The sequence below is a fragment of the Thermohalobacter berrensis genome (genome assembly GCF_003609645.1).
Classification (GTDB): domain Bacteria; phylum Bacillota; class Clostridia; order Tissierellales; family Thermohalobacteraceae; genus Thermohalobacter; species Thermohalobacter berrensis.
In genome coordinates this window covers 329617-342526 of record NZ_MCIB01000001.1, presented here as the reverse complement: position 1 = coordinate 342526, position 12910 = coordinate 329617, and the positions used below count along the sequence as shown (strand labels likewise).

18 protein-coding genes are annotated in these 12910 nt (G+C 27.4%); all 18 read left to right on the top strand.

All coding sequences use genetic code 11. The features are described from left to right. Positions 1-10 precede the first annotated feature (10 nt). The 18 genes from BET03_RS01800 (at position 11) to BET03_RS01715 (ending at position 12889) form a co-directional block, all read left to right on the top strand. Positions 11-1870, top strand: coding sequence for a vWA domain-containing protein (locus tag BET03_RS01800; protein WP_120166632.1), 1860 nt, complete (start codon positions 11-13; stop codon positions 1868-1870). Positions 1871-1894: 24 nt separating this feature from the next. Beyond that, on the top strand, positions 1895-2167 hold the full coding sequence (locus BET03_RS01795) for a late competence development ComFB family protein (protein ID WP_120166630.1): 273 nt from the start codon (positions 1895-1897) through the stop codon (positions 2165-2167). Continuing rightward, the gene (locus tag BET03_RS01790) at positions 2157-2705 is read left to right on the top strand and encodes a shikimate kinase (RefSeq protein WP_120166628.1); all 549 of its coding nucleotides are present in this window, start codon (positions 2157-2159) and stop codon (positions 2703-2705) included. The genes BET03_RS01795 and BET03_RS01790 overlap by 11 nt, the downstream gene beginning before the upstream one ends. A gap of 115 nt (positions 2706-2820) precedes the next feature. Next, positions 2821-3255: a type II 3-dehydroquinate dehydratase gene (gene aroQ, locus BET03_RS01785; RefSeq protein ID WP_120166626.1), complete on the top strand. Its 435-nt coding sequence runs from the start codon at positions 2821-2823 to the stop codon at positions 3253-3255. 13 nt (positions 3256-3268) lie between these two features. Next, entirely contained in the window at positions 3269-4342 is a 1074-nt protein-coding gene (locus BET03_RS01780) for a M24 family metallopeptidase (protein WP_120166624.1), read from the top strand. 16 nt (positions 4343-4358) lie between these two features. Further along, complete coding sequence (gene efp, locus BET03_RS01775; protein ID WP_120166622.1) at positions 4359-4916, top strand: elongation factor P; 558 nt, start codon at positions 4359-4361, stop codon at positions 4914-4916. 43 nt (positions 4917-4959) lie between these two features. Continuing rightward, positions 4960-5349: a CD1247 N-terminal domain-containing protein gene (locus BET03_RS01770; RefSeq protein WP_120166620.1), complete on the top strand. Its 390-nt coding sequence runs from the start codon at positions 4960-4962 to the stop codon at positions 5347-5349. A 178-nt stretch (positions 5350-5527) separates the two neighbouring features. Next, on the top strand, positions 5528-6619 hold the full coding sequence (spoIIIAA, locus tag BET03_RS01765; RefSeq protein ID WP_243096831.1) for a stage III sporulation protein AA: 1092 nt from the start codon (positions 5528-5530) through the stop codon (positions 6617-6619). After that, positions 6525-7094 (top strand): stage III sporulation protein SpoIIIAB, encoded by a 570-nt coding sequence (gene spoIIIAB / locus BET03_RS01760; protein ID WP_341466496.1) that lies wholly within the window; start codon positions 6525-6527, stop codon positions 7092-7094. The genes spoIIIAA and spoIIIAB overlap by 95 nt, the downstream gene beginning before the upstream one ends. A 16-nt stretch (positions 7095-7110) precedes the next feature. After that, the gene (gene spoIIIAC / locus BET03_RS01755) at positions 7111-7308 is read left to right on the top strand and encodes a stage III sporulation protein AC (protein WP_120166616.1); all 198 of its coding nucleotides are present in this window, start codon (positions 7111-7113) and stop codon (positions 7306-7308) included. Between the two features lie 14 nt (positions 7309-7322). Continuing rightward, on the top strand, positions 7323-7709 hold the full coding sequence (gene spoIIIAD / locus BET03_RS01750; RefSeq protein WP_120166614.1) for a stage III sporulation protein AD: 387 nt from the start codon (positions 7323-7325) through the stop codon (positions 7707-7709). A 12-nt stretch (positions 7710-7721) separates the two neighbouring features. Then, the gene (gene spoIIIAE / locus BET03_RS01745) at positions 7722-8891 is read left to right on the top strand and encodes a stage III sporulation protein AE (protein ID WP_120166612.1); all 1170 of its coding nucleotides are present in this window, start codon (positions 7722-7724) and stop codon (positions 8889-8891) included. A gap of 8 nt (positions 8892-8899) precedes the next feature. Continuing rightward, complete coding sequence (spoIIIAF, locus tag BET03_RS01740) at positions 8900-9517, top strand: stage III sporulation protein AF (protein WP_183108673.1); 618 nt, start codon at positions 8900-8902, stop codon at positions 9515-9517. A gap of 20 nt (positions 9518-9537) precedes the next feature. Beyond that, positions 9538-10134 (top strand): sporulation stage III protein AG, encoded by a 597-nt coding sequence (locus BET03_RS01735; protein WP_120166608.1) that lies wholly within the window; start codon positions 9538-9540, stop codon positions 10132-10134. Between the two features lie 14 nt (positions 10135-10148). Then, on the top strand, positions 10149-10817 hold the full coding sequence (locus tag BET03_RS01730; protein ID WP_120166606.1) for a SpoIIIAH-like family protein: 669 nt from the start codon (positions 10149-10151) through the stop codon (positions 10815-10817). A gap of 68 nt (positions 10818-10885) precedes the next feature. Further along, complete coding sequence (locus BET03_RS01725) at positions 10886-11293, top strand: Asp23/Gls24 family envelope stress response protein (RefSeq protein ID WP_120166604.1); 408 nt, start codon at positions 10886-10888, stop codon at positions 11291-11293. A 242-nt stretch (positions 11294-11535) separates the two neighbouring features. After that, positions 11536-11949, top strand: a complete 414-nt coding sequence (gene nusB / locus BET03_RS01720; protein ID WP_120166602.1) for a transcription antitermination factor NusB — start codon at positions 11536-11538, stop codon at positions 11947-11949. Further along, positions 11942-12889: a tRNA (adenosine(37)-N6)-threonylcarbamoyltransferase complex transferase subunit TsaD gene (locus BET03_RS01715; protein WP_120166600.1), complete on the top strand. Its 948-nt coding sequence runs from the start codon at positions 11942-11944 to the stop codon at positions 12887-12889. The genes nusB and BET03_RS01715 overlap by 8 nt, the downstream gene beginning before the upstream one ends. Positions 12890-12910 lie beyond the last annotated feature (21 nt).

Below are 12910 nucleotides of genomic sequence, written 5' to 3'. Positions count from 1 at the left end.
GGTGAAATCTATGAAATTTAACAGTCCCTTTAAAAAGAGCATAATGTATTTTTTTTTAGTTTTTACCTTTATATTAACTAGTTTAAATCATATTCATGGAGAAACAATTGATAATGTAAAAGCTCCAATAAATGTAATCAGATTTATAGATAAAAATCAATTTAAAGTTAACGAAGAATTTGATATAAACTACACTATACAACCTAAAGATTTATCGCTTGAAAATGTAGATTATGAAAATTACATAAAAGATAAAGAAATCGTTCTAGTAATTGATACATCAGATAGTATGGATGAAGAAATAAACTTTGATAAAGAGAAAGGTAAAGAAAATAAAGAGAAAAAATGGAGTAAAGGCAACAAAAAGAAAAAAGATAAAGATGATAGAGATGATGAAAATGACGAAAGTGAAAATAATGAGGAGAAAAAAATAGATGTTGTTAAGAAAGTTACAAAAGACTTTCTAGTAAAATTAAAGGATAATGAAAAGGTAAAAGTAACCCTTATTTCATATAGTGACTACGCTCAAGAATATATATATAATGAACAAGATTTTGCAAGATTAGCAGATAAAACAAAATATAAAATAAATAATGAGGAATTTACTCAATATGAAGATTTAATAAATGACATAGAAAATTTAGAGGTTGGAGGCACGACCAATATTGGAGATGGGTTAAGAAAAGCCTACTACAAATTATTAAATTCTAGAAATAAAGATGCAGATAAGTATATTATACTATTGACCGATGGCTATCCAACGTCATATAGTAAAAGAAAGGGAGATTACTATTTAGATTATGGTGATAGTTATAAGAGTCATAAAAATAATAAAAAAGGTTTTGAATATGCCAAAAAAGTTACTGAGGAATTAATTGCTAATGGAGAGTTAAATATAAAATCTTACGTTGTAGGATTTGGAGATGATGTAGGGAAGGAAAAATTAGAGGAGATTGTATCAATTGCTGAAGGCAATTACCTTGAAGCTAAAGATGGGAATGAATTAGAGGAAATATATAAGGAAATTGCAAATTTTATAGATAGTGATTTAGTAATACATAACATATATTTTAAAGAAAGATTTCCTGATGGTATAAAAGTTATTGATACACCAGCCAATCTAGAAACAGATGGACAAACTGTAACAGGGTATATAGGTGATATTACTTATAAATTTGATTATGGAACAAATAAGTTTACAGCAGATCCAATTGAGTTTTGGATTAAGGTTAAATCAATTAATGTTGGAATATATAATTTAGGTATTGATGAAAATGGAAACAGTTCTTCTACTTTAACATATATAGATTTTGACGGGACAGAATCTACATTACAAATCCCAGCATTAAGTTTTACAGTTAAGGTATCTCCTGATGGTAAAATAGAAAATACTATGATTAAGCATGGAATATATATAGAAGGAAAAACGATTGATAATAACTTTCTTGAGAGTGAAGGAGGTGTTGTAGAAGTAGTAAGTGAATTTAATGTTAATTTAGGTATATTAATGGAATTATATAATAAAGATTCTGATATTATTCTACATTTAAACAATGAAGGTAACCCAAAAATAGAAATTATTGATGCCCCAGATATAAAGGTGTATGCAGTAAATGATGAAAGTAAGCGGTTGATTGAAGATATCCAAGTATCAATAATAAAAGATATTGATAATGAGAAAGTGTATAATATTCTTATTTCTAATGAAAGTGAAGAAATGGATGATTATTATATTTTAGTTTATACATTTAAATCATATATTGATGAACAATATAGTAATGATCTTGTAACAATAAAAAATTCTATAACTTTAGATGAATATGTAAGTGATTTAAATGTAAAAATACATCCACTTCCAGCAATACGATAAAAATATATGTTTGGAGGTATATTTATGAAATTACATAATTATATGGAGATTGTAGTGCATAAAAAGGTAGAGGAAATAATTGAAAAACAAGAGGGAATATGTAAATGTGAAAAATGCAAATTAGATGTTACAGCAATTGCTTTAAATAATTTACCACCTAAATATGTAGTAACATATAAAGGAGAGGTATATGCTAAGATAAATGAATTAAAAAACCAGTTTGAAACCGATATAATACGTGAAATAGTTAAAGCAATAAAAATAGTAGCAGATAATCCTAGACATAATGACGAATGATTGGGTTGGTGATATAGTGGTAAAACCGAACATAGTATTGATAGGGTTTATGGGTACAGGAAAAACTTCAGTAGGTAAATATTTGGCTGAAATTACAAATAGGAAGTTTATTGATATCGATATTGAAATCGAAAAGAAAAATAATAAAAAGATAAGTGAAATATTTAAACTTTATGGTGAAAAATTTTTTAGAAATGAGGAAATAAAAATAGTAAAAGAGATATATAATAAAAAAAACTTAATTATATCAACAGGTGGGGGAATTATTCTTAATAATAAAAATATAAAGTATTTAAAGGAGAATGGGCTAATTTTTTTACTAAATGGTAGTATTGAAACTATATTAATGAATTTAGAAAAATCTTCAGTAAATAGACCTTTATTAGGGAATGAGAAATGGGAAAGGAAAGTAAAAAAATTACTAAAAGAAAGAAATGATCTGTATTATAATAGTGCTGATTACGTAATTAATATAGATAATAAGACAATTAATAAAGTAGCTGATGAAGTATTAAAAATATACAATTGTAAAAACTAGTTTTAATAAGTTTATAAATAATTTATTTTACATAAAAATAAAGTTAATTCTATTCAAATAATAGGAATTATGGTAATATATAATAGGAAAGTTAATCAGGAAGGGTTTAGGTATAATGGAAAATATATTAATAATACATGGACCTAATTTAAATATGCTAGGAAAACGTAATAAAAATATCTACGGTTCAAAAGATTTAGAACAAATTAATAATTTAATTATACAAAAAGGAAAAGAATTAAATTTTAATATAGACATTTATCAATCTAATAATGAAGGAGATATTATAACTAAGCTACAGGAAGCCTATGAAAGATATAATGGTGTAGTTATAAATCCTGGTGCTTATACCCATTATAGTATTGCCATAAGGGATGCTATTGAAATTCTTAAAATTCCAGTAATAGAAGTACATTTATCAAATATATATTCGAGGGAACATTTTAGAAACAAGTCAGTTATAGCATCTGTATGTACTGGGCAAATATCTGGTTTTGGATACAATAGTTATATTTTGGCTTTGGAAGCTTTAAGGGATTTATTATTGTGATAGGGGGAATTTGATGAATATTAGAATAAAAAAAATAAGAGATAAATTTGAAGAATTAAATATAGATTCTGTTATAGTATTCAAACCTGAAAATAGGAGGTATTTAAGTGGCTTTACAGGTACAACAGGTTTTGTAATAATAACAGAGAATAAAAACATCTTTGCGACAGACTTTAGATATACTGAGCAAGCCAATAAACAATGTGATGGTTATGAAATTAAGAAAATTAGTAAAGATTATAAATTATACGATATTTTAAGAGAATTAGGTGTAAAAAAATTAGGCGTTGAGGATGATTTTGCCACATATCAATTTATTAATAAACTAAAGGAAGAACTTACTGATATAGAATTAATTCCATTAAAAGGAACTATAACTAAAATTAGAATGATAAAAGACAATGAAGAAATTAAATTAATAGAAAAGGCTGCTGAGTTAACTGATAAAGCATATGAGTACATATTAAAAACTATAAAGACTGGAATGACTGAAAAAGAAGTTGCCCTTGAATTAGAATTTTTTATGAGGAAAAATGGAGCTGAAGGACCTTCCTTCGATTTTATTGTAGCGTCTGGCTATAGGTCTTCAATGCCACATGGTGTTGCAAGTGAAAAAGTTATAGAAGAAGGCGACTTTGTTACTATAGATATGGGGTGTAAATATAAGGGTTATTGTTCTGATATGACTAGAACCTTTGTTATGGGAAAGGCAAGCGAAAAACAAAAAGAAATATATGAAATAGTTTTAAAGGCTCAACAGGAAGCTTTAAAATCTATTAAACCAGGATTAACAGGCTTAGAAATAGATAAAATAGCTAGGGATATAATAACTAATAATGGATATGGTGAGAGATTTGGCCATGGGTTAGGTCATGGTGTAGGTCTTGAAGTTCATGAACTTCCAACCCTTAGCCAACATGAAATGGGTAAGATAAAGTTACAACCTGGTATGATTATAACCGATGAGCCAGGTATATATATACCTAATTTTGGTGGAGTTAGAATTGAAGATTTAGTTTTAGTAACTGAAGATGGATACAAAGTTTTATCTAAATCTACAAAACAATTATTAGAAATAAATAATTAGAGTAGGAGGTAATAATATGATTTCAGCAGGAGATTTTAGAAAAGGTTTAACATTTGAAATGGATGGAGAAATTTATCAAGTAATTGACTTTCAACATGTAAAACCAGGTAAAGGAGCTGCTTTTGTAAGGACAAAAATAAAGAATTTAAAGACAGGAGCTATAAAAGAAGTGGCATTTAATCCTACAGATAGATTCCCAAGGGCTCATATTGAAACTAAGGAAATGCAATATTTATATAATGATGGACAATTGTATTATTTTATGGATACAGAAACATATGAACAGCTACCATTAAATTATGAACAGGTTAAGGATGCTCTACAGTTTATTAGAGAGAATGATACTGCAATTATGAAGTTTTATGAAGGTAAGCCTTTCCAAGTTGATCCACCTAACTTCGTAGAACTTGAAGTTGTTGAAACTGACCCTGGAGTAAAAGGAGATACTGCCACAGGGGGAACTAAACCAGCAAAGGTTGAAACTGGAGCAGTTGTCCAAGTGCCACTTTTTGTTAATATAGGTGATACTATAAAAATTGATACAAGAACAGGTGAGTATTTATCTAGAGTTTAGGAAATAATATTTTTGTGAAAGACTCAGTAGAGGAGGAGAGAAATTGGATTATCTTTATGAACGAATTTCTTATTTAAAAGGTCTTGCAGATGGATTAGAACTAGACCAAAATACTAAAGAGGGCAAATTATTAATACATATTGTTGAAGCCCTTGAGGATTTTGCAGATGCAATATCAGACTTAGAACAGGAACAATTAGAATTAGAAAATTATGTAGACGTAATTGATGAAGATTTAGCAGATGTTGAAGAAGCTATTTTTGAAGATGAATATGATTTTTACGACGATGATGTAGATTATATTGAATTAGAATGTCCTTATTGTAATGAAATATTATATATAGAAGATGATATGATCGATGATGATACTGAATGCCCTAATTGCCACGAAAGAATAGTAACTGAATATAATGATGAAGATGACGAAAATTAGAAAAACTGATGTGTAGGCATCAGTTTTTCTTTTTAAATAAAATCTATAATTAAAAACCACAAAATAAAAATGTAAATAAATTATATACATCCACAATTAGTGGGTGTTTTTTTTATGTATAAAATTGGCATATTATACATCAAAAATAAATACTTATATATATAAGGAGGGACATGTTATGAAGGAACAAATGAATACAAATTTTCTTAAAAAAAGTTATGGGAATAGTAAGTTTCAGAGAAATCCTACTAAATATAAAGAAATACTAGAATTACTAGATAGTGATATAGCAAAAATCATGGATAAAATTCCCAAAAGAGTTAAAGACAAGGTTGAAGAAATCAGATTAAGGATTGGAAGACCTCTAATGATATGTTTGGAAGGGTCAGATTATTTTTTAGATAAAAGAGGTAAGTTAAATGAAAGAGATAGAGATAGTTACATAGTAACAGAAGAAAATATTAAAAAAACTTTTAGACTATTGTGTAATTACTCAGTTTATGCAGTAGAAGATGATATAAAAAGAGGTTTTATAACAATTAAAGGAGGACATCGAATTGGAATTACAGGAAAAACAGTTTATGGAGAAAAAGGGATAGAAATTATAAAAGAAATTGCTTCATTAAATATAAGAATAGCAAGAGAAAAGGTTGGGATATCTAATAAAGTAATTAAATATATCATAAAAAAACCCAATTCAATTTATAATACTTTAATTGTTTCTCCACCTCAATGTGGAAAAACAACATTACTAAGGGATTTAGTCCGGAATATCAGTACAGGTGTACCAAAATTAAATTTTAGAGGATTAAAGGTAGGGGTTGTAGATGAAAGATCTGAAATAGGGGGTGTTTTTAAGGGGGTACCTCAAAATGATTTAGGTCCAAGAACTGATATTTTAGATGGATGTAAAAAACATGATGGAATAATGATTTTAATAAGGGCTATGTCCCCTTATGTTATAGCAACAGATGAAATAGGTGACAAGAAAGATATAAAAGCGATACATGAATCTTTAAAGGCAGGTGTAAAAATTATAGCAACAGTCCACGGTGAAAACATAAATGATATAAAAACCAAACCAAATTTAAGGCAGATTATAAATGAAAAAATTTTTAAGAGAATTATAATATTAGATAATTCTAAAGGAGTGGGAACAATAAAAGATATATTAGATGGGAATAATTTCAAATCTATCTTGGACGGTGATTTTAAATATGCTGTTTATACTAAAAATAATTGGCAGTCTCATGATTGTAATATCATGTAGTTTTTTTGGATTTTACTTAGGCAGTAGGTACTCAAAGAGATTAAATAACCTAATATTTTTGCAAAACTGTATTCAATTGTTAGAGAGCGAGGTCATATATTCTGCTACACCATTACCTGAAGCACTTGATAATGTATATAGAAAAGGAAATAAGAAAGTTTCGTTTATATTCAAAGAAATAAAAGATCACTTAAAATCTAATAAAGTTTACGATATTTATGATAGCTTTGTTTATATAAAAGATATTTTAAAGAATAATCTCCATTTAATTGATGAAGATATTGAAATTATTTTATCGCTGGGAAGGGTTTTAGGAAGCTCAAATAGAGATGATCAACAAAAACATTTTAAACTAGTTTTAAAACAAATACAGACACAACAAAAAGAAGCAGAAGAAAAGAAAAAGAAAAATGAAAAACTATATAAAAACTTAGGTGTCTTAACCGGATTAGCTATTGTAATAATACTTTTATAGAAGGGAGATATAGTTTATGGATGTAAGTTTAATTTTTAAAATAGCAGCCATAGGAATTTTGGTTGCAGTTTTAAATCAAGTCCTAATTAGAGCTGGAAGAGAAGAGCAAGCTATGATGACTTCATTGGTAGGTATAATTGTAGTATTAATGATGGTAATTAATCTAATAAGTCAATTATTTGAAAATGTTAGAACTATATTTAACCTTTATTAGTGGGGAAGATGCTTATGGAAATAATTCAGATTGTAGGTTTAGGAATTATAGCTACAGTAATAGCAGTTATTTTGAGGCAACAAAAGCCAGAAATTGCGTTACAAATAAGTATTGTTACAGGATTAATAATTTTCCTTTTTGTAGTAAGTAAATTAAAGTACGTAATCGGAGTAATGAGTAATCTTGCAAATAGATTAGATATAGAATTTATGTATTTATCAACAATCCTTAAAGTAATAGGGATAGCTTATATAGCAGAATTTGGTGCTCAAGTTTCAAGAGATGCCGGAGAAGAAGCCATAGCTTCAAAAATTGAATTAGCTGGAAAGGTATTAATAATAGTCCTATCTGTACCAATTTTGATGGCATTATTAGAGTTAATATTAAAAATATTACCATAAGGTGAGATGAAGATGTTAAGAAAAACTATTCTTATTTTAACTTTAATTCTTATTTTACCTTCTATTGTTTTTTGTGATGATATAGACAATACTGAAAAAATTATTGATGAACAATTAAAAAACCTAAGATTGGATGAATTACAAAAATTGATTGTAGAAATTAATAATACTAGCAATCAATATCTACCAAAAATACAATTTAAACAATTTATAATTTCATTAATCAAGGGAGAACAAGTTATAAATGTTGAAGAAATTTTGACAGGAATATTAAAGATAATTTTTAATGAAGTTATAGCCAATTCATACTTATTAGGGAAACTATTGATTTTATCAATTATTTTTGCCATATTAACTAACTTGCAAAGTGCATTTGAAAAAAATACTATAAGCAAATTATCATTTTATGTATGTTATCTAGTATTATTATCTATAGCAATAAAAAGTTTTACTATAGGTATGGGTATAGGAAAGCAAGCAATAGAAGATATGGTTGTATTTATTCAAGCTTTACTTCCTGTCTTAATTACTCTGTTGGTAGCTGTTGGGGGAATTGCATCATCTGCACTATTTCAACCAATTATTTTAGGAGCAGTAAGTGTTATTAGTACCCTTATGAAAGATATTATATTACCATTAATATTTTTTTCAGCAATTATAGGTATAGTAAGCAAAATGTCTGAAAGAATACAAATTAGTAGACTGTCTAGTTTAATACGGCAAATATCTATTGCTATTATTGGATTTACTATGACAATATTTATTGGAGTTATGTCTATTCAGGGAGCTACAACTGCTAAAGTTGATGGTCTTACAATTAGAACCGCTAAATTTGCAGTTGACTCCTTCATACCAATTGTTGGTGGGTTTATATCTGATGCTATGGATACAGTAGTTGGATGTTCAATGGTTTTAAAAAATGCAGTAGGAGTTGTAGGATTGATAGCTCTTTTTATAGTGTGTATTATTCCAATAATAAAGTTATTGTCTTTGATATTAATATATAAAGTTGTATGTGTAGTAATTGAACCCATTTCAGATAGTAAAATTGTTGATTGTCTTAATGAGATTAGCAATTCGATTTTCCTAATCTTTGCTACAGTTACTTCAGTAGGTGTAATGTTCTTTATTTCAATATCCATAATTATAGGAGCCGGGAACTTAACCTTATTGATGAGGTAGGTGATATATTGATACATTTTCTAAAAAATTGGGTTATAAATATAGTTACTGTTGTTGTTTTTGTAACTTTTATAGAAATTTTACTGCCTAATAGTTCAATGAAAAGATATATAAATGTGATTATTGGTTTAACTATAATAGTAGTTTTAGTAAATCCATTCATAAAACTGTTAACTGAAGACATAGATATAGAAAAAGAAGTGTTTAAACAGATTAAAAGTAGTTATAGAAGTGGTCAAATAAAAAAGGAAGAATTTCAGAATCTAAGAGAAACTCAAGTTATAGGACTTTATAAAGACAAAGTAAAAAATGATTTAAAAAATTTACTCGATTCCTATACTAAATATACTGTAAAAGATATTTCAGTAGAGATTATAGATGACATGGAAAGTAAAAAATTTGGTAGTTTACAAAAGGTAAAAATTATATTTTTAAATAATGATAAAAAAGAAGATCAAACTAGAGACATTAAAGTAGATCCTATTGAGAATATAAAAGTAAGTCTAAAAACTACTAAAGAAAAACAATCACTAAAAACAATAAATAACTTATATGATATTAAGACAAAAATTTCAGATGCATTTAAAATTCCAAAAGAAAATATATTGCTCTATATGGCCAATTAAAATTAAAGGGGGATGGTTAGATGAACTTTTTTGATAAGTTTAAAAATATTTTTAATAAAGAAGAATCCAACAAGGTTTTTACAACAATAATAACTGTTTTCTCTATAGGTTTAATTATTTTAATTGGTGTAAGTACATTTATTGAACCTGATAATAATGCAGTTATGGAAAATTCCCTTAAAGGATTGGAAAATGAAAATATAAATAAGGATTATAGCCTTATTAATAATTACACATCTACATTAGAATCAAAGCTTGAAACAGTACTAAGTCAAATAAAGGGTGTCGGTCAGGTAGAAGTCATGATAACCCTTTATGATTCTGCTGAGAGAATTCCAGCAGTTAATACAACTAAAACTGAAGAAAAGACGAAAGAAAAGGATTCTCAAGGAGGTGTTAGAGAAGTAATAAAACAAGACTATACAGAACAGGTTGTTGTAAGTAATCAAAATAATGATTCACTTGTTGTAATAAAGGAAGTAAAGCCGAAAGTTAAAGGTGTTATAGTTGTAGCAGAAGGAGCAGAGGATTTAGCAGTAAAAGAAAAACTATATACTGCAGTAAAGACAGTCTTAGGTATATCAGGTAATAGAGTAGAAATATATCCTAAAGATTAAAAGGGGGTATAAGTATGGTAATTAGGAAAAAAACTATTCTTTTAGTTTCATTAATTATTTTACTAATTGTTGTAGGTTATATTAATCATCAGTTGACAAAGCAATCCCTTTTAGAATCATCTGCAGAATATCAACAACATGAACAAACAAAATTAAATGAAGTTCAAAAGTTAGACAATGTTAATTTAGAGGAGACTTCTGGAAAAAATGTAGATATAGAAGATTCAGATATTGAAATAGTTGAAAGTACAGAAAGTCAAGTTTCAGAATTAACAATGGAAACAAATAACCATATTGAAGAAGCAATAAGTAGAGAAGGTAGTAGGAAAAGTAGAAACTATTTTATAGAATATAGGCTTTCAAGGGATAAATTAAGAGCTGGATTAATTGATCGATTAAAGGAAATAATAAATAATGAAAAAACTGAACAAGAAATAAGAAGCCAAGCTCAAAAAGAGATTATAAGAATTGGTAAATTAGCTGAAAAGGAATTGTATATAGAAGGTTTGATTAAAGCAAAGGGCTTTGAAGATGCATTAGTATTTTTAAAAGAAAATAGTGCAAGGATAGTAGTAGATGCTGATGAGTTAAACGAGCAGGAAGTTATGCAAATCCTTGAAATAATAAAAAATGAAGCTAATATTGAGCCTTCAAATATAAAGATTATGAAAAAGTTTAATTAGTTTGTAAAAATATAAGGGATTTGATATAATAACTATGAATAAGTGAAAGCAACCAGGGGGTGTAATATATGTCAGATTTAGATAAAAATACTTCAGAATATGGTCAAATTAAAATAGCAGATGAAGTTGTTGGAATTATTGCAGGTATAGCAGCTACAGAAGTTGATGGTGTAGCTGGAATGAGTGGTGGAATAGCCGGCGGAATTGCAGAAATGTTAGGTAGAAAAAACCTTTCCAAAGGAGTTAAAGTTGAGGTAGGAGAAAGGGAAGCTGCCATTGATTTATACATAGTTGTAGAGTATGGTGCTAAAATTCCAGAGGTAGCTTGGGGAATTCAGGAAAATGTAAAGAATGCTGTTGAGACAATGACAGGTTTAAATGTAGTTGAGGTTAATATACATGTACAGGGAGTAAGCTTTGAAAAGGAAAAGAAAGATAATCCTGAAGAGGAAAATGAACAGCAAAAAGTTAAATAAATTTAGATAAGAACCCTCTGATTTTTCAGAGGGTTAATTAAATATTATATAATAATTAACTGACTTTTTTCTCTTTTTAGAACACTTAGGAAATTATAATCAAAAAATATAGTAAATAAAATATAATTTTAGTTATGTGTTTCAAAAAAATCAACCTTGAGAATTTTCTATTTTTAATAGAAGACTTTTTTACATATTATACAGAGTATAACAAAAACTAAATAAAAATAAGGAGGATACAAATGAGTAGAAAAATAGCAAGAGAAGCTGCAATGAAATTAATATATCAAATGGATTTAAAGGATGAATTTACTCATGAAGCAGTAGAATCCTTTGTTCAGAATAATAAGTTAAAAAAAGATGAGATAAGTTATATAGTAAATACAGCTAATATGATTATAGATAATTTAGAAAAAATAGATGATTATATTGGTAAATATGCTCATAAATGGAAATTAGAAAGATTAGCTAAAGTTGACTTAGCTGTTTTGCGAATTGCTATTTGTGAAATAATGTTTAGAGAAGATATACCTATAGAGGTATCAATAAATGAAGCCGTTGAAATAAGCAAAAAATACAGTACTGAAGAATCAAGTAAGTTTGTAAATGGTATATTAGGTGGTTATGTAAAAGAGATGGAGGATAGAAATGGATAATTATTATATTGGTTTTGATACTAGTGCTTATACTACTTCAATTGCAGTAATAAATGATAAAAGAGAAATTATTGCTGATTTAAGAAAAAATCTAAAGGTTAAAAAGGGGAATAGAGGTTTAAGACAACAAGAAGCTGTTTTTCAGCATACACTGAATATTCCAGAATTAATAGATGAACTTACACGTATAATTGATCTTAATAAAGTAAAAGCTGTAGCTGCTAGTGTTAAACCAAGAAATCTTGAAGGTTCATACATGCCAGTTTTTAGAGTTGGTCAAGGACAAGCTTATATATTATCCAAAGTTTTAAAAGTAGCATATAAAGAATTTAGTCATCAAGAAGGTCATATTGCTTCAGGAATTCTTAAAAGTAAAATTAATAGTATAGATAGATTTTTAGCTTTACATATTTCTGGAGGTACAACTGAATTATTATTAGTAGAGAATGAGGAAAGAAATTTAAAAATAGAGATTATAGGAGGTACTAAGGATATAAGCGCAGGTCAGTTAATTGATAGAATCGGTGTTGATTTAAATTATCCATTTCCTTCTGGAAAGTATTTAGATGAAATATCTAAAAATGGAAAATTGATTGATGCAAAATTACCTATTAGTGTTTATGATACATGGATAAATTTTTCTGGTCCAGAGACCTATTTTAAAAAATTAATAAAAAGTCAAAAATATTCATCAGAAAACTTAGCTAAAAGCTTATTTTATGTTGTTGGATATTCATTAAAAAAAATACTAAAAAATGCCTTAGTAAAGTATGATATAAAGAATGTATTAATTATTGGAGGGGTAGCATCGAACTCTTATATTAGGTATATGCTAAAAAATAAGGTTGAAAAAAATAAAATTGGACATATATATTTTCCTGATAGTAGATATTGTACGGATAATGCTGTTGGGATAGCGTATTTAAGTATGATAAAGTGAAATATAAACGGAGGCATTAAA